General features: G+C 68.6%; 15 protein-coding genes. 4 read left to right on the top strand and 11 right to left on the bottom strand.

The window, feature by feature from the left end:
* The first annotated feature begins 49 nt into the window (after window positions 1-49).
* The 3 genes from serA to mnmH all read left to right on the top strand — a co-directional run bounded on the left by serA (window position 50) and on the right by mnmH (window position 3,599).
* Complete coding sequence (gene serA / locus GC146_RS16755; RefSeq protein ID WP_291841234.1) at window positions 50-1,645, top strand: phosphoglycerate dehydrogenase; 1,596 nt, start codon at window positions 50-52, stop codon at window positions 1,643-1,645.
* Window positions 1,646-1,780: 135 nt separating this feature from the next.
* A complete protein-coding gene (locus GC146_RS16760) occupies window positions 1,781-2,542 on the top strand; it encodes a metallophosphoesterase (RefSeq protein ID WP_291841236.1) in 762 nt (253 codons plus the stop codon).
* A 4-nt stretch (window positions 2,543-2,546) separates the two neighbouring features.
* Complete coding sequence (gene mnmH, locus GC146_RS16765) at window positions 2,547-3,599, top strand: tRNA 2-selenouridine(34) synthase MnmH (protein ID WP_291841238.1); 1,053 nt, start codon at window positions 2,547-2,549, stop codon at window positions 3,597-3,599.
* On the opposite strand, the gene selD is transcribed toward mnmH, so the two are convergent.
* From selD to GC146_RS16810, 9 genes are all read right to left on the bottom strand, one after another.
* Window positions 3,583-5,748: a selenide, water dikinase SelD gene (gene selD / locus GC146_RS16770; RefSeq protein WP_291841240.1), complete on the bottom strand. Its 2,166-nt coding sequence runs from the start codon at window positions 5,746-5,748 to the stop codon at window positions 3,583-3,585. The two genes, mnmH and selD, sit on opposite strands and share 17 nt — an antisense overlap.
* A 24-nt stretch (window positions 5,749-5,772) precedes the next feature.
* Window positions 5,773-6,321 carry a pyridoxamine 5'-phosphate oxidase family protein gene (locus GC146_RS16775; protein WP_291841242.1) on the bottom strand — a complete coding sequence of 183 codons (549 nt, stop codon included), beginning with the start codon at window positions 6,319-6,321 and terminating at the stop codon, window positions 5,773-5,775.
* Window positions 6,314-7,342 (bottom strand): lipocalin-like domain-containing protein, encoded by a 1,029-nt coding sequence (locus tag GC146_RS16780; RefSeq protein ID WP_291841303.1) that lies wholly within the window; start codon window positions 7,340-7,342, stop codon window positions 6,314-6,316. The genes GC146_RS16775 and GC146_RS16780 overlap by 8 nt, the downstream gene beginning before the upstream one ends.
* 22 nt (window positions 7,343-7,364) lie before the next feature.
* The gene (locus GC146_RS16785) at window positions 7,365-9,755 is read right to left on the bottom strand and encodes an ABC transporter permease (RefSeq protein ID WP_291841244.1); all 2,391 of its coding nucleotides are present in this window, start codon (window positions 9,753-9,755) and stop codon (window positions 7,365-7,367) included.
* Entirely contained in the window at window positions 9,752-10,408 is a 657-nt protein-coding gene (locus tag GC146_RS16790; RefSeq protein WP_291841245.1) for an ABC transporter ATP-binding protein, read from the bottom strand. The genes GC146_RS16785 and GC146_RS16790 overlap by 4 nt, the downstream gene beginning before the upstream one ends.
* Window positions 10,409-10,477: 69 nt before the next feature.
* Window positions 10,478-10,747 carry a hypothetical protein gene (locus GC146_RS16795; protein ID WP_291841247.1) on the bottom strand — a complete coding sequence of 90 codons (270 nt, stop codon included), beginning with the start codon at window positions 10,745-10,747 and terminating at the stop codon, window positions 10,478-10,480.
* A 97-nt stretch (window positions 10,748-10,844) separates the two neighbouring features.
* On the bottom strand, window positions 10,845-11,966 hold the full coding sequence (locus GC146_RS16800) for a hypothetical protein (RefSeq protein ID WP_291841249.1): 1,122 nt from the start codon (window positions 11,964-11,966) through the stop codon (window positions 10,845-10,847).
* On the bottom strand, window positions 11,963-13,000 hold the full coding sequence (gene tdh, locus GC146_RS16805) for an L-threonine 3-dehydrogenase (protein WP_291841251.1): 1,038 nt from the start codon (window positions 12,998-13,000) through the stop codon (window positions 11,963-11,965). Before tdh ends, GC146_RS16800 begins: the two co-directional genes overlap by 4 nt.
* Complete coding sequence (locus tag GC146_RS16810) at window positions 12,997-14,181, bottom strand: glycine C-acetyltransferase (protein WP_291841253.1); 1,185 nt, start codon at window positions 14,179-14,181, stop codon at window positions 12,997-12,999. The genes tdh and GC146_RS16810 overlap by 4 nt, the downstream gene beginning before the upstream one ends.
* An 84-nt stretch (window positions 14,182-14,265) precedes the next feature.
* Here GC146_RS16810 and bktB point away from each other — a divergent pair, with 84 nt between their 5' ends.
* Window positions 14,266-15,441: a beta-ketothiolase BktB gene (gene bktB / locus GC146_RS16815; protein ID WP_291841254.1), complete on the top strand. Its 1,176-nt coding sequence runs from the start codon at window positions 14,266-14,268 to the stop codon at window positions 15,439-15,441.
* 62 nt (window positions 15,442-15,503) lie between these two features.
* On the opposite strand, the gene pbpC is transcribed toward bktB, so the two are convergent.
* Together pbpC and GC146_RS16825 are read right to left on the bottom strand one after the other, a co-directional pair.
* Window positions 15,504-17,537, bottom strand: a complete 2,034-nt coding sequence (pbpC, locus tag GC146_RS16820) for a penicillin-binding protein 1C (protein ID WP_291841255.1) — start codon at window positions 17,535-17,537, stop codon at window positions 15,504-15,506.
* The gene (locus GC146_RS16825) at window positions 17,534-22,954 is read right to left on the bottom strand and encodes an alpha-2-macroglobulin family protein (RefSeq protein WP_291841256.1); all 5,421 of its coding nucleotides are present in this window, start codon (window positions 22,952-22,954) and stop codon (window positions 17,534-17,536) included. The genes pbpC and GC146_RS16825 overlap by 4 nt, the downstream gene beginning before the upstream one ends.
* Window positions 22,955-22,969 lie beyond the last annotated feature (15 nt).

Genomic DNA, 22,969 nt, shown 5'->3' on the forward strand with positions numbered 1-22,969 from the left:
CCGGGGCGCAATGTGCGTCCCGGCCCTCCCCTCATGACAGGAGCCCACCATGGCCCCCAAAGTTCTTATTTCCGATGCCCTCTCCGATGCCGCCGTGCAGATCTTCCGCGACCGCGGCATCGACGTCGATTTCCAGCCCAAGCTGGGCAAGGACAAAGAGGCGCTGGCCGCGATCATCGACCAGTATGACGGCCTCGCCATTCGCTCGGCCACCAAGGCGACAGAAAAGCTGATCGAGAAGGCCACGCGCCTGAAAGTGATCGGCCGCGCCGGGATCGGCGTCGACAACGTCGACATTCCCGCCGCCTCGAAGAAGGGGATCATCGTGATGAACACCCCCTTCGGCAACTCGATCACCACCGCCGAACACGCGATCTCGCTGATGATGGCGGTCGCCCGACAAATCCCCGAGGCCAACGCCTCGACCCATGCCGGCAAATGGGAAAAGTCACGCTTCATGGGCGTCGAGCTGACCGGCAAGACACTGGGCGTCATCGGCGCAGGCAACATCGGCTCGATCGTGATCGACCGCGCGCGCGGCCTGAAGATGAAGGTCGTGGCCTTCGATCCCTTCCTCGGCCAGGAACGCGCCGACCAGCTTGGCGTGGAAAAGCTGGAACTGGACGAGTTGCTCGCCCGGGCCGATTTCATCACCCTCCACGTGCCGCTGACAGACCAGACCCGCAACATCCTGTCGGCCGAAGCCCTCGCCCGGACCAAGCCCGGCGTGCGCATCGTCAACTGCGCGCGTGGCGGCCTTGTGGACGAGGCGGCACTGGCCGAGGCGCTGAAATCGGGGCACGTCGCCGGTGCGGCGTTTGATGTTTTCGCGGTGGAGCCCGCAACGGAAAGCCCGCTTTTCAACCTGCCCAACGTGGTCTGCACACCGCATCTTGGCGCCGCCACCACCGAGGCGCAGGAAAACGTTGCCCTGCAGGTGGCCGAACAGATGTCGGACTACCTGCTGACCGGCGCCGTCACCAATGCCATCAACATGCCCTCGATCACCGCCGAAGAGGCCAAGGTGATGGGCCCGTGGATCAAGCTGGCAGGCCATCTGGGCAACTTCATCGGCCAGATGACCGACGAGCCGATCAAGGCCATCAACATCCTCTACGACGGCTCGGTGTCCGAGATGAACACCGCCGCGCTCAATTCGTCGCTGGTCGCGGGTATCATGAAACGCGTCAACCCGGACGTGAACATGGTCTCGGCCCCGGTCATCGCCAAAGAGCGCGGCATCCAGATCTCGACAACCCGGCAGGACCAGTCGGGCGCCTTCGACGGCTACATCAAGGCCACCGTCGTCACCGATAAACGCGAACGTTCGGTCGCCGGCACGGTATTCTCTGATGGCAAGCCGCGCTTCATCCAGATCAAGGGCATCAACATCGATGCCGAGATCGGCGCCCATATGCTCTACACCACCAACGAGGACATACCGGGCATCATCGGCACCCTGGGCAACACGATGGGGGAAAACGGCGTGAACATCGCCAACTTCACTCTTGGCCGGTCGCTGCGCGGTGGCGAGGCGATTGCGCTGCTTTACGTGGATGATCCCGTCGATCCCAAGGTCATCAAGAAGCTGGAAGCGACTGGCATGTTCCAGCAGGTCAAGCCGCTGGCTTTCGACGTGGACTGACACCGGCGGGGCGGCGCACTCCGCCGCCCCCCTTCTGTTGCGCCCGAAGTTTCCGGCCATCCGCATCGCCTTTTGCCAAATGGAAAATGCGAACCTCCCTCAACAATCGCTGCGCCACGTGCTAGGTCGCGCCTCATGACGCAACCCATCTATGCCATTGGCGACATTCACGGCCACAAGGGGGCCCTCGATCACGCACTGGCGCTGATCGCCGCCGATGGCGGACCGGACTCGCGCGTCGTCTTTCTTGGCGACTATACCGATCGCGGGCCCCACAGCCGCGACGTGGTGCAGACGCTGGTGGATGGCTTTGAGGCAGGGCGCAACTGGGCCGCCGTGCGCGGCAATCACGACAGGATGTTCTGCCGTTTCGTGCGCGACGGCAACCAGCATGACGGCCGGATCCTCTCCGGCAAGGGATGGCTGCACGATGCGCTGGGCGGCCCTGCGACGCTGCGCTCTTACGGCGTTGACCCCGAAACGGACGATCTGCCGGCCCTTGTCGCGGCGGCCCGCGCCGCTGTGCCAGAGGCGCATCTGGCCTTTCTCGAGAACCTGCCGCTCTGGCACCGCGAGGGGCCGCTTCTCTTCGTCCATGCCGGCATCCGCCCCGGTGTGCCGCTGGAAGAGCAGACCGAGGACGACCTGATCTGGATCCGGGGCGAGTTTCTCGAGGATGACCGAGACCACGGCGCGCTGATCGTGCATGGCCATACCGCGCTCTACTACCCGGCGCATTTCGGCAACAGGATCGATCTCGACGGCGGCGCGGGCTATGGTCGTCCGCTGATCCCCGCGGTCTTCGAAGGGCGTGACTGCTGGCTGCTGACCGAGGAGGGGCGCCAACCGCTGGTCCCGCCGGATCACCCGCTGCATGTTGTGGGACATTGGGGCTGACGTCATGGCAATCGCCTTCGACAGTCTTGCCGCCCTGCTTGATCACGGCTTCGACACGCTGATCGACGTGCGTTCGCCCGCCGAATATGCCGAGGATCACATCCCTGGCGCCATCAACCTGCCCGCACTAACCAACGCCCAGCGCGCCGAGGTCGGCACGATCTACAAGCAGGTCAGCCCCTTTCTGGCCCGCAAGGTCGGCGCGGCGATGGTGGCGCGCAACGTGGCCGACCACCTCGACGGGCCGCTCAAGGACAAGGATGGCGGCTGGCGGCCGCTGGTCTATTGCTGGCGCGGCGGGCAGCGCTCGGGCAGTTTCTCGTCGATCCTCGCGCAGATCGGCTGGCGCACCGACACGATCAAGGGCGGCTATCAAAGCTTCCGGCGGCTGGTCCATGGCGCGCTTTACGATGCCGAGTTGCCGTTCCGTGTGGTCCTGCTCGACGGCTTCACCGGCACGGCAAAGACAGATGTGCTGGGCCTGATGGCAGGCGAAGGCGTGCAGGTTTTGGACCTCGAAGGTCTCGCCCGGCATCGCGGCTCACTTCTGGGCGGCATTGCCGGCGGGCAGCCGGGGCAGAAGGCGTTCGAGACCGCGCTGGCCGTCGCGCTGATGCAGCTTGACCCGTCGCGCCCCGTGCTGGTCGAGGCCGAAAGCAGCAAGATCGGCCGGCTGATCGTGCCGCCGGTGCTGTGGAAGGCGATGGTCGCGGCCCCGCGCATCGTGATCGACGCGCCGCTGGAGGCGCGCGCGGCCTACCTCACCCGCGCCTATGCCGATGTCATCGCCGACCGAGAAGAGCTTGCCCGCCGCCTTGCCCCGCTGCGCCACATTCGCGGCCATGCCACGGTGGATGGCTGGCTGAAACTGCTTGATGCGGGCCATTTCAACGGGCTGGCCGCGGCCCTGATGGCCGAGCACTACGATCCGGCCTATGCCAATTCGCGGCGGATCGAAGAGCGCACCGTGCTGGGCACCGCCACGGCACAAAGCCTCGATGAGCAAGGCCAGCGGTCACTCGCCTCGCAGATCGCCAAACTTATGCCCGCACAGTAATCACCGGATCGCCCGCGACGATCCGCCCGATGATTGCGGCGTCATAGCCTGCCGCGACCAGATTGGCGACCAGCGCCTCGGCATCCTCTGACTGGACTGCGGCCAGCAACCCGCCTGCTGTCTGCGGATCGAACAGAAGATCGCCCCGTGCGCCCGCCGCGCCCAGCACGGCGCCTGCCCCGGCGCGGTTCTCGGCGAAAAGGGTCGAGCGCACACCCGCTTCGGCCAGCGCCAGCGCGCCCGGCATGAGCGGCACTGCGTGCAGGTCCAAATCGGCAGCCACGCCCGACGCCTCGCAAAGGCCCGCCAGGTGCCCGGCAAGGCCGAACCCCGTCACGTCTGTCATCGCGTGGGCTCCGGCCAACAGCTGGGCGGCAGCGCCCTGACCCTGCTGCATCAGCCCCAGCGCCGTGGCGACATCCGCGCCCGGCGCCACTCCGCGCATCTCGGCCGCCATGATCACGCCCGATCCCAGCGGTTTGGTCAGGATCAGCGCATCGCCCGGCCGCGCGCCTTGCAGCGTGATCGGCGCGCCATCGCACAGGCCGGTCACGGTGAAGCCCACTGTCGCCTCGTCGCCGGTCGAGCTGTGCCCGCCGACGATGGCCGCACCCGCCGCCTCCATGACTTCAGTCGCGGCCTGCATGATCTCGGCCAGGGTCCGGCGCTGCAATTCCGGCGAGAGACGCGGCAGGATCACGCTGGCCGTAGCGGCCTGCGGTTTCGCCCCCATCGCCCAGACATCGCCCAGCGCGTGAACTGCCGCGACGCGGGCCAGAACCACCGGATCGGCGGTGAAGGCGCGCAGGTGATCGGTGCTGATGACCTGCCGCGCACCACCGGTCAGCAGCACTGCCGCATCGTCGCCCGCCACCGCCTGCACATCATCGCGGGACGCCATGGGAAGGTCCGCTAATACCTCGCGCAGCGCGCCGCGCCCGACCTTGGCCCCGCAACCGCCGCATAGCGGCGCGTCGCCCAGCGCCTCGCGCACCCCTTGCGCCACGGTCAGCGGCACATCGGGCAGGCCCATGACCGGAAAATCATGGAATTTCGCCATGAAGGTCCGGTCGATCCGGTCCTTCCACCGCCACAACAGCCGGCCCTGCCGCGCCGTGCCCAGTTTCTCGGCCAGCGCCCGCTGCTCGCCGAGCGAGATCAACTTGAGGTAATCGCGCTGCGGCCGGTAGGGACGCATCGCGTCGCCCGACAGCGCAGCGCGCAGGTTGTCGAACAGCACCGGCGCCTCGCGCACCGCGAAAACGCCCGCCTTGGGCCGCGGCGCATGGGCCAGGTGCGCGCAATCGCCCGCGGCGAAAACCGCCGGATCAGAACTGCGCAGGGTCTCGTCCACCGCAACGAAGCCCTCGTGCAGCACAAGCCCCGTCTCGGCCAGCCAGCCCTGTGGCACCGCCCCGGCTGCCCCGGTGACGAACGTGGCTTGCAGGCGCCGGCCGTCGTCCAGCACAACGGCATTGGCAGTAACCTCGGCGACGCCGGCGTTTTCCACCACCTCCACGCCTTGCTCTGCCAGCGACTGAAGAAGCATTCGCCGCGCGGTCAGATTGAACTCTTCCAGAACGATGCCCCGGTCGATCAGCGAAACCTGCGCCGGTTTGCCGCGCGTGCGCAGCGCATGCGCCATCGCCATGGCCAGTTCTGCCCCTGCCACTCCGCCACCGATCACCGCGACCTGCGGGTCAGTCGCCGTTTCGCGATAGTCCTCCCACCGCGCGGCAAAGGGGCCCAACGGTTTCGCCGGCGTCCCATGCGCGGCGAAACCGGGCAGCGCCGGCATGTCCGACGTGATGCCGATGTCGATCGAGGCGACGTCATAGTCGATCGGCGGACGGCCCGGCACGGTGATGGTGCGCGCGACAGGGTCCAGCGCGCTGACCGCGCCCAGCACCACCCGTGCGCCCGCGAACCGCGCCAGTTTCACAAGGTCGATATCAAGGTCATCGCGCCCGTAATGCCCGGCGACGAAACCGGGCAACATGCCGGAATAGGGCGCGGTGGGACCGGGATTGATCACCGTCAGCCGCGCGCCGGGCAGCGGATTCATCCCCCACATGCGCAGGACCAGCGCATGGGTATGACCACCGCCGATCAGCACGAGGTCTCGGGTCAGGGGAAGCTGGCTTTGCATGTCGTGCAGATAGCCGTTCGGGCGTCAGGGCGCCAGCCATTCTCCGGTCCAGCCATCGGCGCGCCGGAACCGCGCGCGGCGATGTGCTGGGCCGATATGCAACAGGTCAATCGCGACGATCTGCGCGCGCAGCACGGCAAAGCGCCCGGCCTCGCCCGCCTTTTCATAGGCGAGGGGCGTCGGTATCGGCGTGCCGGGCGCGGGCAAACTGCCATAATTGCCCCGCGCCACATCCGGCACGTCTGCCCAGGCCGGGGCGGCCGCGCTGCCGGTCAGCACCGCGACCTCGGCCCGCAGCCGCATCTGCAGCGCAACTGCCGGGTCCCAGATCACAATCTCGGCGCGCGGATCGGCATGAAGTGAAGCGACCTTGGCGGACCGGGTATCGGTGTGGATCTCCAGCACGCCGGCTATCCTTTGCGCGGCGCGCAACACCACCGTACGCGCAGCGGGCCATCCATCCGCGCCCAAGGTTGCCAAAACCGGGTAGCGCGCTGGCGCGTTCCTGTCAGCCACGCCCAGCGCCAACCGCTGCCACGCAAGGTCCAGCAGGTCTGCAAGCGTGTCAGTCATGGCCCGTCATCTCCAGATAGCCGTGTCCGGCATGGCTTCCCTCAATTGTCACCGGCCCTTCCCAGTAAGGCACGGAGGTGGGCATCCATGCATCCGGGTTGATCGCTGCGATCGTTACATCCACACCAAAACGCGGCACTTGAAGCCGCCAATGAACCGGCACGTGGTGGCCCGCAACCGCATGACTTTCGAGCGGTGTGGCCGTGAAATCCGGCCCGTGCAGCAGCGTCGTCGTGCCGTCTTCGCTGATCCATGTCGCGGTGCCGAACGTGCTGCCGTTCTTGTTGCGCAGGCGATAGGCCATCAACTTTGCACCATCGTCGAAGTTCAAAGCGAACCAGTCCCACCCGGTCTGGTCGGCACTCAGCGGCTGGCTGGACCACTCTCGATCCAGCCATGCGCTGCCAGTGACAGGCACGTCGCCCGACGGCAACGTCAGCTTACCCGAGATGGTATAGAAAGGCTGTGAATAGTAATAGCTGCTACGATTTTCTGATGACTTGACAGAATAGCCGTGATCGCCTTGCAGCACCAATGGCCCCGTCGCCTGCAAATGCAAGTTATAGGCGAAATCGGGCCCACTCGCGGCCATTTCGGGCGCATCCATGCCCCCCGAAAGGTGCCAGTCATCGATCCATGCGGCAAAGGGGCTGGCCGTTACCCCGGCCTGCCCGATGCCGCCGCGCGCCAGTCGTTCGGTGACGAACTGGTGATCCGGCGTGGTGATGGCCGCATGGCCCATCCACAGTTGCGGACTGTCCCAGCCATCCGTCTGTCGCGGCGTGAGGGCCGAACGAAACAAGGTCCATTGCACGCCGTAGGGGGTGCCGTCGGGACCGATCAGGTTGGCGGTGACATACCACCATTCGATTCGGAAATCGGGATGCGTACCGTAGTCGTCCGGAAAGCTGAAGGTATGGCCCGGCTGCGGCAGGGCGAAGCCATCTGCGCTTGTACCCAGCCCGGCGAAACCCTGTGCCGTGGCAAGATTGGCAGATATCGTGATAAATCCGATAGTCAGGACGTTTGATAGTATGCCAGATTTACCTTTCACCGGAAAACACCTTTAGCAAGTCGGTCGGCGGGGTCCGTCCCAGCTTTTGGGCCGGCCACGCGGCGGCAAGAACCGCCGCCCCCAGTGCGAAAAGTCCCAGTCGCGCGTAGTCCCACGGGAACATGTACATTGGCAGTCGCCAGCCGAAGGCCGCCACGTTGACGACCGCCAGCAGCGCCCATGCCAGCACCAACCCTAGCGGCAGCGCGAGGACCGCCACAAGAGCGGCCAGCATCACTGCCCGCGCCAGTTCCAGCGCGCCCAGTCGTGCCCGCGTCAGGCCCAGCGCCCAGAGAGGAGCCAGTTGCGGCACCCTCTGGCCCGCCAGTGTCAGCAGGCTCATCAGCATGGCGAAACCGGCGACGGCCAGTGTCAGCACGTTGAGCGCGCCGGTTACGGTGAAGGTCCTGTCGAAGACGCCCAGCGAGAAAGCCTTGATCCCCGCCTGGTCGATGATGTTCGCCGCGGGCAGGCCGAAATCATCCTGCAATGCGCGGCTTACTGCCGGCACGTCCGTCGACGGCAGTCGCAGGCCGAACCGCTGCGCGACGACCGCGGGAAAGAGCGTATGAAAGACGCCCTCGGTCACGATGGCCTGGCCGATGGGGTTGCCATAGTCGCCGTAGATACCGACGATGCGGAACGTCCGCCCCGCCACCGTCACTTCCTGTCCGACGGCCAGGTGCGCGCGGCGGGCCAGCTGTTCGTTCACCAGCACCGCCGTCCCGGCCGCCACCGCGTCCCACGCGCCGGGCGCCGAGGCGAGGAACCGCCAGTTCTGCCGATAGGTCTCGTGGTCGCGCGCGCCGTAGACATCCGTAGGCTGCCCCGCCAGCGTGACCCGCGCCGACTGGATCGGCAGCACTGCCTGCACGCGGGGGGCCAGCCAAGCCTGCAACGCGGCGGCCTGATCGGGCGTGTCGGCCGTCACGTAAAGCTCTGACGCGAGGCGCTGGTCGAGAAAACCGAGGAAGGTCAGCCGGAAGGACGACACCATCGTCGAGACGCCGACATTCGCCGCCATCGCCAGAAGCAGCGCCATCAGCGCCAGCGACAGGCCCGGCAACTGCTGCCGCGTATCGGCCCAGAACCATTGCGCCACCGGCCCGCGCGCGGCGCGCTGGCCCAGCGCCAGCAGCCCTGCCAGCACCGGCGGCAGCGCCAGCGCCGCGCCGATCAGCAGTGCGCCCAGCAGGGCAAAGCCGGTCAGAATGCTGTTGGCCACCTGCGCCAGAACCGCCGCCGCCGCCAGCAACAGCAGCGCCGCACCCGCCTGCAAGACGCGGCCGCGCCCTGCCGCCATCGCCCAGGCTCGCGGCTGGGCCGAGGCGAGCAGCGGCATCCTTGCCAGCCGCCATAACCCGCCGCCCCCGGCCAGCGCCGCCCCGCCCAGCGCGATGGCAAGGCTCGACAGCCACCAGGTGGCCTGCAAATGCAGGCTGCCCGGCACGTCGGCCCCGTAAAGCCCACGCAGCGTGGCCGCGACATCAGGCAGCAGCGCCGCGGCGATGACATAGCCCAGCACAACGCCCAGCGCGCCCGCGGCAAGCGCCAGCGCCGCCATTTCCGCCGCGATCAGCCAAAGGGCCGTGCCCAGCGGCAGGCCAAGCGCGCGCAGCGTGCGCAACAGCGGACGGCGCTGTTCGAAGGCAAGGCCAATCGCCCCATGCACGATGAAGATGCCCACCGCGAAGGCCAGCAGGCCAAAGGCCGTCAGGTTCAGGTGAAAGCTGTCGGTCAGGCGCGCGAGGTCGGATTCGGCCTGCGGCGGGCGCAGCACCAGCCCCGGCGCGACCTTGGCCAGTGGAACCTGCCCCAGCGGCTGGACTGGGGCAACGATCAGCCGGGTGATCCGCCCCGATGGCCCCAGAAGCCGCAGCGCCACGCCGATGTCTGTCACCGCCGTGCCGGGCGCCACATCGGCCGAAGGCACCAGCGCGGCGTCGACATGGCCCTGCAACGCCGCCAAGGCCTCGGGCCCGGCAAAGACCTGTCCTTTGCCGGTCAGGAAAGCACCGATGTCTCCACCGCCCAGGTGCACCGGGCCCAGACCGCCGGGCGCGGTCAGCGGGTCCAGCCCGACGATCCGCACGCCCTCGATCCGGCCTTCTGCCACCGGGCTGACCAGCCAGCCCGCACGGCGCAGCGCGACATATGTCTCGCGGGAGATCCCGGTGCCATCAGCGCGGACGATCTGGTAGAATTGCCCCTCGCCCAGCGTGCGCGCGGCGGCATCGTAACTGGCGCGGGCCTGCGCGTTGATCGCCTGCACCCCCGACCAAAGCGCGGTGGCCATCGCAAGCCCCGCCACCAGCGTGAACAATTGCAAGGGCGCGCGCGCCCATGTCGACCAGAAGACGCGCAGGACAGCCCGCCTCATTCGATCCGCCCATGGCTGAGATGCGCGCGCCGGTCCAACCGCGCCGCCAACCGCTCGGAATGGGTGACCATCAGCAGCGCCGCGCCGGTATCGCGCACCAGTTCCAGCATCACCGCCAGCACCGCGTCGGCCGTCGCCTCGTCAAGGTTGCCGGTGGGCTCATCGGCCAGTACCAGTTGCGGCCGCGCCGCCAGCGTGCGCGCGATGGCGACACGCTGTTGCTGGCCGCCCGACAGCTGTTCGGGGTATTTGCCCAGTTGTGAGGTCAGGCCCAGCCGTTCGGCCAGCCCCGCGGAAAAGGCGGCATCGTGCCTCCCGGCCAGCCGGGCCTGCAACGCGATGTTGTCCGCCACCTTCAGCGAGGGAACCAGGTTGAACTGCTGGAACACGACGCCCACCGTGCCCCGCCGCAAAGCCGCGCGCCCCTTGTCACCCAGCCGCCCCACGTCGGTGCCGTTCAGAACGATGCGACCCGCATCAGGCACATCAAGGCCCGCAACAAGGTGCAGCAGCGTGCTTTTGCCGCTGCCAGACTCGCCGGTCAGCGCCAATGTCTCGCCCGCATCCAGCCGCAGGTCGATACCCCGCAGAACAGGCACCGCGCCTTCAGCCGAGGCAAAAGATTTCTGCAGATCGCTGACGTCCAGAAGCATCGTCACCCCCAGCCCGGACCTAGGCCGCGCGACGTCCAAGGCCAAGGGCGCGGCGCGCGAATGTCACGCTCAGAGGTTGGGCGCCATCACCGCCGAGGCCACCGAAGCGGCCATCATCGCCGCCGTCAGAACCCAGAACTGCCGGCGTGGCCGCGTCTGCGCGGGATCGGCCAGCCAGTCGCCCAGCGCATCGCGAAAGGCGAACGGCCCGTTCAGGAACTGCCCCGTCTTGTCCTGTGCACGGCGGCGCAGGTGAAAAAGAATGCGAAAGGCGCTGAAGGCCCAGCCGAAAAACAGCACCACCTGCACCAGCATCAGCGTTTGTGCCTGTCCGCTCATCGCGCCCCTCCCAGAACCATCATCAGGATGATCGGAGCGATACTGGCAAGGCAATAGCTGATCGCCGCAACGCGGACGAACCGCAGGACCTGTGACATCAGGCGGTCACGCGCGGGCGCGGCCCTTCGCCCGTCGCCGCAAAGACCGCGACGAGAAGCAGCGCCGTCGCCGCCCCCAGTACGGCCAGCACCGCGAAAAGCGACGTGACCCCCAGCGGCACCAGCACCGCCGACAGCGCCAGCGGCCCGAGGGCGGCACAGCTCAGCGCTGCGGCCTGTATCGCCGAGGCGGTTTGCGGCCCCGGTCCCAGCCGTTCGGTCGCCCAGATGAAGAAGGCCGGAAACGTCACGCTGACCATTCCGCCCGCCGCGATGTAGGCTGTCACGTCCCAGCCCAGCGCGGCCAGCCCGGCACAGCCCGCCGTGCCCACGATGCCTGCGAAGAACAGCCATGCGGGCGCGACCCAGCGCGTCAGCCAGTACATCGCCACCCGCGACAGCAGGAAGGCCACGAAGAAGGCCGAGGTCACGCCCGCCACCTGCGCGGCCAGATGCCCCCGCGCGATCAGCGCCGAGGGGCCGTAACCGAACAGCCCGATCTCCATCAGCACCGACAGGAAGGTCAGCGCCAGCATCGCCGCGCGCGGCCGCATCAGCGCGCGCAACCCGCCCGTGGCCCGCGCCGCCTGCGGGTTGGGCTGCACCACCGGGATCGTCGCCGCCGCCAGCACCGCCAGCACCGCCCAGGCCGGGCCGGGCTGCCCCGCGGCCAGCAACACGCCCCATGGTGCGATGATGGCGCCAAGGCCAAAAACCGCGTTGACCAGCCCCACCATACCGGGGCCGCGCGGCCCGAACTCGGCCAAAAAACGGCGGTTGATGATGGCCGAGGTCAGGCCGAACCCCGCGCCCAGCGCCACCCCGCCTGCCAGGTTCGCCAGCCAACTGGCCTGCAGCGCCAGCACCCCCGCGCCCACCGCGAGGAAAGCCAATGCCGTGCGCGCGGTGAACTGCCACAGCCCCAGCACGCCCAGCATCACCGCCACGAAGGCCCCCACGCCAAAGGCGCTTAGCAGTTGCCCCGCCTCTGGCGCGCTCAGCCCGAAGGCGCGCCCGTAGACCGGCAGCGCCAGCCCGAACAGCGGCTGGACGGCACCGATCAGGGCAAAGCTCAGCGTGCCCGCGACGAACAGGCGGGCGGGGTTTGGCGCGGCGCTCATGTCCAGTCCAGCACCACCTTGCCCGAGGACCCCGACAACATGGCCGCGAACCCGTCGCGGAACGCATCCACCTTGAACCGATGGGTGATGACCTTTCTCACGTCGAGGCCGTTTTCCAGCATCGCGATCATCTTGTACCAGGTCTCGAAAATCTCGCGGCCATAGACGCCCTTGATCGTGATCGCCTTGAACACGATCCGGCTCCAGTCCACCGGGCTTTGCCCCGGCGGGATACCAAGAAGCGCGATGCGCCCGCCCATCACCAGGCTTTCGACCATCTGGTCGAGCGCGCGCTGGTTGCCCGACATTTCCAGCCCCACGTCGAAACCTTCCTTCATCTTCAGCCCGTCCATCACCTCACGCAGGTCTTGCGTGCCCACGTTCACCGGCACCACGTCGGCCACCCGCGCGGCCAAATCCAGCCGGTCCTGGTTGATGTCGGTGATCACCACATGACGCGCGCCCACGTGCCGCGCCACCGCACCCGCCATGATGCCGATCGGCCCCGCCCCGGTGATCAGCACATCCTCGCCCACCAGATCGAACGACAGCGCGGTATGCACGGCATTGCCCAACGGATCGAGGATTGCCCCGATCTCGTCATCGATGGCATCGGGCAGCGGAACGACGTTGAAGGCGGGCAGGCGCAGGAATTCGGCAAAGGCCCCCTGCTCGTTCACGCCGATGCCGCGCGTGCCGGGGTCAAGGTGGAACTTGCCCGCCCGGCTTTGCCGGCTCTTGCGGCCAATCAGATGCCCCTCGCCGCTGCAACGCTGACCGATCTCCAGCCCCTCGACATTGCGGCCCAGCTCCACGATCTCGCCGGCAAACTCATGCCCCGTGATCATCGGCACCGGCACCGTGTGCGCGGCCCAGGCATCCCAGTTCCAGATGTGGATGTCGGTGCCGCAGATGCCGGTCTTGTGCACCTTGATCAGCACGTCGTCCGGCCCGATCTCGGGCACCGGCGCGCGCACCATCCACAGCCCTTCCTCGGGCCGCGACTTTTCCAGCGCCTTCATCTGGTTGCTCATGCCAGAACTCCCGTTTCGCGGCCCGCCTGTGCGAAGGCCGCCAATGCCTGATCCAGATCGGCGCGCGTCAGCGCCGTGTTCATCTGCGTCCTGATCCGGGCCCGCCCCTTGGGCACCACCGGAAAGAAGAACCCCGAGACGTAAACCCCAAGATCGAACAGCCGCGCCGCCATCGCCTGCGCGCGGGTCGCCTCGTAAAGCATCACCGGGATGATCGGATGTTCGCCCGGCAACAGGTCGAACCCCGCCGCCGTCAGCCCCGCGCGCCAATGCGCGGCATTATCGAAAAGCCGCGCGCGCAGATCGTCGCCCGCCTCGACAAGATCCAGCGCCGTCAGGCTGGCGGCAACCACCGCCGGTGGCAGCGCGTTGGAAAAAAGATAGGGCCGCGCGCGTTGCCGCAACAGGTCCACCACCGCCTGCGGCCCGGCGATGTACCCGCCGATCGCCCCGCCCAGCGCCTTGCCCAGCGTGCCGGTCATCACGTCGGCCCGCACCCCGGCCCGCGCCGGCGTGCCCGCGCCCTTCGGCCCGATGAACCCGGTCGCATGGCAATCATCCACCATCACCAGCGCGTCGTAACGGTCGGCCAGCGCCCGGATCTCGGCCAGCGGCGCGAAGTAGCCGTCCATGCTAAAGACGCCATCGGTGGCGATCATGATGTGCCGCGCGCCATCGGCCCGCGCCTGTTTCAGCTGCGCCTCCAGATCGTCCATGTCGGCATTGGCAAAGCGATAGCGCCGCGCCTTGCACAGGCGAATCCCGTCGATGATCGAGGCATGGTTCAGCGCGTCCGAGATCACCGCGTCCTCGGCGCCCAGCAACGGCTCGAACAGGGCGCCATTGGCATCGAAACAGGCGGCAAACAGGATCGAATCGTCGTGCCCCAGGTAGGCCGCCAGCCGCCGCTCCAGCACGCGGTGCATCTCTTGCGTGCCGCAGATGAACCGGACCGAGGCCATGCCGTAGCCCTGCCGTTCCAGCGCCTCCTGCGCCGCGCGAACCAGCGCGGGATGATCGGCCAGCCCCAGGTAATTGTTGGCGCAAAGGTTGATCACCTCGCGCCCGCCCACTGCAACATGCCCGCCCTGCGGCGAGGTGATCTCGCGCTCGGTCTTCCACAGGCCCTCGGCCCGTATCTCGTCCAGCCGCGCGGTGATGTCGTCCAGAAACGCGCTCATCTCGTCCTCTCCTGACGGAACGTCCGCCTGTGCAAATCCAGCCTAGCCGTTATTCTGCCCGGCAAACAGCGAAGGAAGACGTCCATGACCGACATCGTGATCCTCGGCGGCGCCCGCACCGCCATCGGCAGCTTCGGCGGCGCGCTGGCCGGCACCCCCCCCACCGCGCTGGGTGCCCTCGTCGCCCGCGCGGCGATGGCGCGCGCCGCGGTCGATCCCGGCCAGATCGGCCATGTCGTCTTCGGCAACGTCATCAATACCGAACCGCGCGACATGTACCTGTCCCGCATCGCTGCAATCGAGGCCGGCATCCCCGAAACGGTCCCCGCGATGAACGTCAACCGCCTCTGCGGCTCGGGTGCGCAGGCGGTCGTCTCGGCGGCACAGAGCCTGATGCTGGGCGACGCCGATATCGCGCTGGCCGGCGGCGCCGAATGCATGAGCCGTTCACCCTTCATCATACCCGCCGCGCGCTGGGGCGCGAAAATGGGCGATGTCGCGGCGCTCGACATGATGCTGGGCACGCTCAACTGCCCGTTCGGCTCGGGGCACATGGGGGTGACGGCGGAAAACGTCGCGCGCGATCACGGCGTCAGCCGCGAGGATCAGGACGCCTTCGCCCTGCTCAGCCAGCAACGCGCCGCCACCGCCATCGCCGAGGGCCGGTTCGCCGACCAGATCGTGCCGGTCGAGGTGCAGGTAAAGCGCCAGACCGTTGCGTTTGCCACCGACGAACACCCCAAGGCCACCACGGCCGAGGCGCTGGCCGCGCTGAAGCCGGTCTTCCAGAAAGGCGGCAGCGTGACGGCGGGCAATGCCAGCGGCATCAATGACGGGGCCGCCGCCCTCGTTCTGGCCCGCGCCGACGCGGCCGCGGCCGCGGGCCTTGATGCGCGCTTCCGCATCCTCGGCTATGCCCATGCCGGCGTCGCGCCTGAGGTGATGGGCGAAGGACCGATCCCCGCGGTCAAGCTGCTTCTGCACAAGACCGGGCTGAAAGTGGACGATTTCGACGTCATCGAATCGAACGAGGCCTTTGCCGCGCAGGCCGTCGCGGTCACCCGCGCCCTCGGTCTCGATCCCGCGCGCGTCAACCCCAACGGTGGCGCCATCGCGCTGGGTCACCCGGTGGGCGCAACCGGCGCGATTCTCGTCGTCAAGGCGATGTACGAACTTGACCGCACCATGGCCAAACGCGCCCTGATCACCATGTGCATCGGCGGCGGACAGGGCATCGCACTTGCCATCGAGCGGCTCTGACGCTTCATCTTGCTCCAAATACTCCCGCCGGAGGCCTCGCCCTGTCGGCCACGACAGGGCGATCATTTCACCTCGATGTGCACCCGCGCCGCGGCGCCCTCGGCGTCGATCACCGTCAGCGCGGAAAACCCCGGTCCGGGATCGGGCAGTTGCGCCTCGCGCACATGGCTCACCGCCACCGGCGCGCCATTGGCGAGCCAGGTGAAGGGCGCCGTCCCGTCGGCCACCTTCACCACCAGCGGCCCCTCCTCCAGCACCGCGCCATCGGGCGGAAAGGCGATGCGCGGGCCCGTTTGCGCCACGGAGGTGCCGGGCGGGCGGAACCGCTGCAAGGGCAGCGGCAGTTGCGCGGTGGGCAGAAGCAGCGTCGCGGGCGGCGGCGGGCGGATCGGCACCACCTTGTCCTCGGCGCGCGCAAAGGCCGCGAACATCACCGGGGCGGCCAGGTCCACGCCGAAGGCGCCGGGAATGGGCGTGCCATCGGCGCGGCCCATCCAGACGCCTACCACCAGCGCGCCGTCAAACCCCACGGCCCAGGCATCGCGGTTGCCATAGCTGGTGCCGGTCTTGAAGGCGATGCCGGTGCCCTGCACACCGATGGGCCGGGGCGTCTGCAACAGGATGTCGGCCACCTCCCATGACGCGACATCGCCCATCACCCGCACAGGCGCATATCCGGACGTCGGGCCGGGCGTGACCCGCAGGTCCGCCTGCACACCGCCATCGGCAATCGCGGCATAGACCCGCACGAGGTCTTCCAGCGTCAGGCCCACCCCGCCCAGCGCCACGGCCAGCCCCGGCTTGCCCCCCGGCACGACCGGCCGCGCCCCCGCGCGGCGCAGCCCGGCAATCAGGCGCTGCGGGCCGAGCGCCTGCGTGACCGCAACGGCGGGAATGTTCAGCGACAGCTGCAGCGCGGTGCGCACCCGTACTTCGCCGCGGAAAAGCCCGTCGAAGTTCTGCGGCGCGTAGCCGCCGAAATCGGTCGGGCGGTCGGCGATCAGGGTTTCGGGATGCGCCAGCCCGGCCTCGAAGGCCAGCCCGTAGATCAGCGGCTTCAGCGTGGACCCGGGCGAGCGCAGGGCTTGGCTCATGTCGACAAATCCCGCCCGCCCGTCTGCGCGATAGGCGGCCGATCCGACCTCGGCCAGCACTTCGCCGGTGCGGTGATCGGCCACGACGATCGCCACCTGCACCCCGTCGCTGCGCCCGGCCACCGATTGCGCCGCCAGCGCCTCCAGCCGGGCCTGAAGGCCGGCCTCCAGCGTGGTGCGGAAGATCCCGGCGGTGGGGTCGGCCGCCACCAGCCGGTCCGACAGGTGGGGGGCAAGCTGCGGAAAGGGGCGGCGCGTGTCCGGCACCGCCTCGCGCAGCGCGGCGTGCAGGGTGGCACGGTCGATCACGCCCGCCCCCGCCAGCCGCGCCAGCACCCGGTCGCGCGCCGCCCGCGCGGCGCCTGCATCGCGGTCGGGCCGCCGCGCCTCGGGCGATTGCGGCAGGGCGACCAGCAGCGCCGCCTCGGCCGGCGTCAGGCGGCGCGGCGGCTTGCCGAAATAGGCCAGCGACGCCGCGCGCACGCCTTCCAGGTTGCCGCCGAAGGGCGCGCGGTTGAGGTAGAGCGTCAGGATCTGGTCCTTGCCCAGCCGCCGTTCCAGCGCCAGCGCCACGCGCACCTGCCGCAGCTTGCCAGCCCATGTGCCAGTCCCGCTGTCCTCGATCATCCGGGCGACCTGCATCGTCAGCGTCGAGGCACCCGAAACGACATGCCCGGCCAGCACCGCCTGCCCCGCCGCGCGCAGCACCGCCCAAGGGTCCACCCCGCCATGGTCGTAGAACCGCCGGTCCTCGTAGCCCAGCAGCATGGCCACGTAGCGCGGATCGACGGCATCAAGGCCCACCGCCAGCCGCCAGCGTCCGTCGGCCACCTGGTAGGCGCGCAAAAGCGTGCCGTCCCGGTCCAGCACCTCGGCCCCGCTTTGCGCGACAAGCGGTGGCAGGACGGTGGCATCGACCCAGGCATCCACCGCGTCCCGCCCGGCCCCGGCACCCCAGAGCAGCGCGGCGCAGCACCACAGCGCGGCGGCCGCGTGCCTCATTCGGTCACGGTCACCCGGCCCTCGTCAGACCGCGCGCGCATCCGCGGGCGGTACATGTCCTCGACGCTGGCCGCGGGCAGGTGGAAATTGCCCGGCGACACTGCCCGCACGATGTAGGCCAACCGGAACGACTGGTCCGATTCCCAGTCGACGGCGGCAAGGAACCGGTCAGTCAGGAATTCCGCCGTCCGCGTCCGGGCCGGGTCAAGCCATGTCAGGGCCGAGATCTCGCCCGCCTGGATCAGGTTGGGATTGTCGATCTCGAAGCCCGCGGGCAGCGGATCGGTCACCATCAGCCGCGCCTCCTGCCGGCCAAAGGGCGTGACCGTCAGCACCGCGACCAGCCGCGTGCCCACCGGCACGCTGGCCACGTCCACCGGCTGCCCGTCCATAGTGAACCACTGCCGCTCGATCTTGTAGCCGTTGCCGCCTGCCGGCTCGGGCGATGACGGCACGCCGAAGGTCGTCACCGTCAGGTCCACCGGCTGGCTGCCGCCATTGGCCACCGCGACCGGCCCGGTCACCGTCTGCGCATCGCGCAATCGCACCATCGGCCCGTCGGGCACCTGCCCGTTCAGGGTAACACCGCTTGCCCGCATGTCAGCGATCATCGCGTGCGCTGCCAGCAAGCTCCACGCCGCTTCCTGCGTCGAAGGCGCGGCGGATGTCGTCAGCCGCGACAGCAGCGCGGCGCGATCCACCGTGGTGCTGCCCGCCTCGGAGGCCAGCGCCAGCACGGCCGCGGCATCGCGCCGGTCGGTGCCGTAGTCGTCGCGCCAATAGGCGTCTTCGGGCTGGTTACCCCAGCCTTTGATCTGCCACGCAGCCCGGGCGAACATCGCGTCGGCCCGTGTCTGGTCGCCATAATAGGCCAGCGCCGCACCCAGTTGCGCCGCCCCCGTGGGCGTGGTGAAGGCATCGCCCTTCTGGTCGGCGTAATAGCGCAGATCGCCGACCGCCGCGGCACCTTCGCGCGCCAGTACCATCAGTTGATAGGCCAGCGCCTCGCCGCCACTGTCGAAATCGGGGGCGTAGTTCACCTCGTTGCGCAGGTTGTCGAGCGCGTTGGAAAAGGCGAGCGCGGGCACGTCGTAGCCCGCCGCACGGGCACGCGACAGGAAGTCGGTGACATAGGCATCCAGCCAGCCATCGCCCGAATCCGGCCCCCAAAGGCCGAAGGCACCGTTGCTGTCCTGATTGGCCAAGACCGCGGTGATCGCGTCCTGCACCCGCTTGTGCAGGTCGTCCGGCGCGCCTTCGCCCATCGCCTGCGCGACCTGATCGAAGTAAAGCAGCGGCATCGCCTTCGATGTCAGCTGCTCGGTGCAGCCGTAGGGGTAAAGGTCCAGCGCTCGCAGCAGCCCCGGCGCATCCAGCCGCGCCAAGGGCCCGACCGACAGCGTGGCCGATCCGGTGCCGGCGACCAGCCCGGTGAACACCCCGTCGTCGAAGTTGAAGGTCTGGCCCGGCGCAAGGCTGAGGCGGGTCTGCCGGCTGATGGCGGGGTCGTTGACCTCGACCGGCAGCGTCACCGTGCGGCTCAGCGCCTTGCCGTCGGGCGTGGTGACCGTGACGGTAATCGTGTGCGTGCCGGGGTCGAGCGCGGCCAGCGGCAGGCTGAAGCTTTGCTTGCCGCCCTCGGTCAGGGTGAAGCTACGCGGCAGCGTGCTGGCCAGCGCAAGGCCATCGGCCGTCACGCTGAGGCCCATCGTGCCCGCAGGTCCGTCGGCATGAACCACGTCGATCAGGATGCGACTCTGGTCGCCCGGCGCGAGGAAACGCGGCACCGTCGACGTCACCACGACCGGGTCGCGCACCACCACGTCGCGGCTGGCCTGCCCCACGCCGGTGGCCGACCACGCCACGGCCATCAGCCGCACCGTGCCGTTGAAGGCGGGCATGTCGAAGCTGACGCGCGCATTGCCATCGGCATCGACCGTCACCGGTCCTTGAAAGAAGGCGACCAGTTTTTCGGTCGGCGGCGGGGCCTGCATCCGCATCTGCGCCATCGCGTCACCGCCCGACCGGACCGTGCCCATCGCGCCGTTCATCCCGTCGATCAGGTCGCCGTAGATGTCACGCAGGTCCATGCCCAGCTTGCGCTGGCCGAAGTAGTAGCCCTGCGGATCGGGCGCCTTGAACGCTGTCAGGTTCAGGATGCCCACGTCGACGGCGGCCAGCGTGAAATGCGCCGTTTCGCCCGCGCGGATGCCGTCAATGTGGATGCCCACGTCCATTGGCCCGCGCGGCAGCATGGTGTCGGGCGAGTCCAGCGTCACGCCCAGCGCCTTGTCGCCAGGTGCCACCTGCGCATAGGCCAACCCCAGCGACCGGGCCGGGTTGTGTTTCGCCGCCACGTCCATCGGGCGGATGACGCTGGCGGTGACATAGGCCCCCGCACCCCAGTCATCGGTCACCGGCAGTTGGATCAGGTTCTCGCCCTCGCTGACCTGCACCGTCTTCATTGCGATAAGATGGTCCGACATCACGCTGACCAGCGCGGTGCCGGCATAGCGCGGCACGATCCGCAGCGTGGCGGTGTCGCCGGGCGCGTAGGCGGGCTTGTCCAGCCCCGCCTCCAGCAGGTCAGGCGTGGTGGCGGCATCGGCGGGGGCATACCATCCGGCCGTGAACGGCACGGACGAGGCAACGTAGATGTCGTCCGTGCGCTCCACCACCAGTTCATACTTGCCCCAGTCGACCGGGGCCGAAACCTCGACCGGGGCCTTGCCCAGTTGCGCGGTACCGGTGGCGATGCGGGTGCGGGTCGTCACCGGCTCCCAGTTCCACGAGCCGTATTGCTGGTACCAAGTATAGCGCGTCTCGACCCGGTTCAGCGTCCATTTCACCGCCATCGGCGTGGGCGTCAGATCGGGCGCAAGGCCGATCAGGCTGAACTTCGCCGTCGCGCCCTGTGGCAGGATGTCGGTGCTGGCAGGCCGAATGCCGATCATCGCGGTCGCGGGCAGGACGGGCGCCGTCACCTGCCGTTCCACCGGGCGGCCACCCTCCGAGAGCCGGGCGGTCACCCGCAGGGACAGCGGCTGGCCCGGTGCGGTGATGTCGGGCAGCGTGACCGGCACCGTGGCGGTGCCATCTGCCGCCGTGCGCCCGGCGGTCAGCGGGGTGATGGCCGGCTGGACCGGGTCGTCATAGCGGCCGAAGACATAGCCGGGGAAGGCATCGACCGAGGTCGTCGCACGCAGCAGCGCCTCGCCCTCGATCGCAAGGTCGCCCGCCTTGGCGCCGAAAAGATAATGCGCGTCGATCTTCAGGTCGGGCCGGTCCGTGGCGCGGATCGTTGCCGGTAGCGCCAGCGAAAAATCGATGCGTTCGGGCAGGAAATCCTCGACCAGCACATTCCGCGTGGCGAGCGGCGGCGCGTTCACATCGGCCTTGACGGCAATGCTCCACGTGCCCCGGGGCGCGCTGGCCGCGATGGGCAGGTCGAAGACATGGCCGCCATCGACATCTGCCGTGGAGGTGATGCGGCTGTATTCCACGCCATCGGGCCGCGTGAGGATGGCCGTCAGCGGCACGCCGGGAAGGGCATGCGCCTGCGGGTCGCGCATCAAGGCGGTCAGGTGCACGTCTTCGCCCGCGCGGTAGGCGCCACGGTCGGTCGCCAGAAAGATGTCGATCGGCCCCGCGGCCTCGCGCCCCGTGACGCCCCGGTCCGACAAGTCGAAGGCCGCGCCGCGCAGCGACAGGAACGCCGCGTCGTCGCCCGTCTTGACGCTGACCAGCGCGGGCGCGGCGGCGCCGGTGCCACGGGTAAGGCCCGCGGCGAAACGGGCCACACCCTCGGCATCGGTCGTGGTAGTGCCCAGCACCGCGTTGCCCTCCGACAGCAGCGTCACATCGGCACCCGCGACGGGCTGCGCATCGCCCAGCCCCTTGACCGCCACGGTCAGCCCGTCAGTGCCTTTCATCGTGGCGATGCCCAGATCCGACAGGATGAACCATTGCGAGGCGGGCGGCGCGTTGTCGCCGCCGTCCGATCCGGGAACCGAGGCGGTCAGCACGTAGACCCCCGGCGCGGCCCCTTTCAGCGCCTCCGACAGCGGCACCCGCGTCAGCACGTCACGGTTGAGGTCGCGCGCGACATCGACGGACCCTTTCCAGATCACCTCGCCCAGCGAATCGTCGAAATTGCGCTGGTCCCAGGGGTAAAGCGGGCCGGTAAAGGTGCCGTCCTGCATCGTGCGGATCAGGTTGCGGTCGCTCATCCGGCGCAGCACGAGGTCGGCCGAGGTCAGGTTCACCGTTTCCAGCGGAATCGCGATATCGGCCAAGCGCGGCAGAACGTAGGCCCGGCTGGTGAACCGAACCGAGGGGCTGCGGTCGCGCACGTATTGCGTCAACTCGACGGGCTTTGTCAGCGTCTCGCCATTGGCGGCGGGCAGGCCCTGCCGCAGCACCACGCGGTAGCGCGTGCCGTGCTCGACCCCGTCGATGCAAAGCTGGTTGTCGTTCACCTCGACCGTCAGGCCCGGATCGGGCAGTTGCACGAAGGGCGCGTAGTCCACCCCGGCCTTGACCAGCGTCTCGCTGAAGACGGCGCAGATGCGCGGGCTGGCACTGTCGCTTTCCACCTGCGTGTCGGTGACGCGAAAGCCGTACTTGCCGATCGCGTCATCCAGCATCGCGGCCACATCGGCCCTCGGGCGGATCTGCTGCGCCAGTTTCAGCGCCGGAATCATGTCATGTCCGCGCCGCGCCACCTCCAGCGCCTGTGCAAGTTCGGCCAGCGCGCTGACCTGCGTTGCCGGGTCAAGCGCACGAAGGTAGCCAGCCACCGCCGCCGGCACCGCGCGGGCATGGATCGCGTCAAGCGCATCGCCATTCGCATTCTGGGCGGTGCGGGCCAGCCGGGCGTAGTCCAGCCAAACCTCGGCTCGGTCGCTGACCGCAAGCGCGGCACCGGTATAGGCAAGCGCGCGCACAAGATCGCCTTGCCCTTCCAGAATATGCGCCTGCGCCAGAAGGTCGGCCGGCATGCTTTCATCGGTCGAATGCAGCCGCCCCATCCGCAGCGCAAGGCTGCGCGCGGCGTCCAGATCGGACGCGCTAAGAAACGAAAGGTCGGCAGTGCGCGCATCAAGGTTGCGCAGCACCCGCGGATCGGTCTGGTAGACCCGTGCCGAAATCGCCCCCTGGTAGGGCGCAACCTTGCCCGCGTCGGCCTTGGGGAAACAGGAATTGGACCGGGTGTTGAAGGTGAACGCGGTGCAGGCGTTATCGTTCAGGCAGGCCGCCTGACAAGCATCCAGCGTCGTGTCGAAGATCGACCGCAGGTCGCCACCGGGAAAATCGACATCGCGCGAAATGGCGATGTGCCGGGCGGGGACGGCCGGATCGGCCATCGCCGTACCCGCGATCATCAATGCCGAGAGAAGTCCGATCCAGAACCGCATGGCTATTCCTCCCGA

The organism is Limimaricola sp., from assembly GCF_016125575.1.
Lineage (GTDB): Bacteria > Pseudomonadota > Alphaproteobacteria > Rhodobacterales > Rhodobacteraceae > WGLM01.

What these genes read in the sequence shown, in the direction of transcription:
- GC146_RS16785 (WP_291841244.1), bottom strand. Translation starts at nt 9,755, where the DNA reads ATGAGGCGGGCTGTCCTGCGCGTCTTCTGGTCGACATGGGCGCGCGCG.
- GC146_RS16790 (WP_291841245.1), bottom strand. Translation starts at nt 10,408, where the DNA reads ATGCTTCTGGACGTCAGCGATCTGCAGAAATCTTTTGCCTCGGCTGAA.
- pbpC (WP_291841255.1), bottom strand. Translation starts at nt 17,537, where the DNA reads ATGAGGCACGCGGCCGCCGCGCTGTGGTGCTGCGCCGCGCTGCTCTGG.
- selD (WP_291841240.1), bottom strand. Translation starts at nt 5,748, where the DNA reads ATGCAAAGCCAGCTTCCCCTGACCCGAGACCTCGTGCTGATCGGCGGT.
- tdh (WP_291841251.1), bottom strand. Translation starts at nt 13,000, where the DNA reads ATGAGCAACCAGATGAAGGCGCTGGAAAAGTCGCGGCCCGAGGAAGGG.
- GC146_RS16800 (WP_291841249.1), bottom strand. Translation starts at nt 11,966, where the DNA reads ATGAGCGCCGCGCCAAACCCCGCCCGCCTGTTCGTCGCGGGCACGCTG.
- GC146_RS16775 (WP_291841242.1), bottom strand. Translation starts at nt 6,321, where the DNA reads ATGACTGACACGCTTGCAGACCTGCTGGACCTTGCGTGGCAGCGGTTG.
- serA (WP_291841234.1), top strand. Translation starts at nt 50, where the DNA reads ATGGCCCCCAAAGTTCTTATTTCCGATGCCCTCTCCGATGCCGCCGTG.
- GC146_RS16795 (WP_291841247.1), bottom strand. Translation starts at nt 10,747, where the DNA reads ATGAGCGGACAGGCACAAACGCTGATGCTGGTGCAGGTGGTGCTGTTT.
- mnmH (WP_291841238.1), top strand. Translation starts at nt 2,547, where the DNA reads ATGGCAATCGCCTTCGACAGTCTTGCCGCCCTGCTTGATCACGGCTTC.
- GC146_RS16810 (WP_291841253.1), bottom strand. Translation starts at nt 14,181, where the DNA reads ATGAGCGCGTTTCTGGACGACATCACCGCGCGGCTGGACGAGATACGG.
- GC146_RS16760 (WP_291841236.1), top strand. Translation starts at nt 1,781, where the DNA reads ATGACGCAACCCATCTATGCCATTGGCGACATTCACGGCCACAAGGGG.
- bktB (WP_291841254.1), top strand. Translation starts at nt 14,266, where the DNA reads ATGACCGACATCGTGATCCTCGGCGGCGCCCGCACCGCCATCGGCAGC.
- GC146_RS16825 (WP_291841256.1), bottom strand. Translation starts at nt 22,954, where the DNA reads ATGCGGTTCTGGATCGGACTTCTCTCGGCATTGATGATCGCGGGTACG.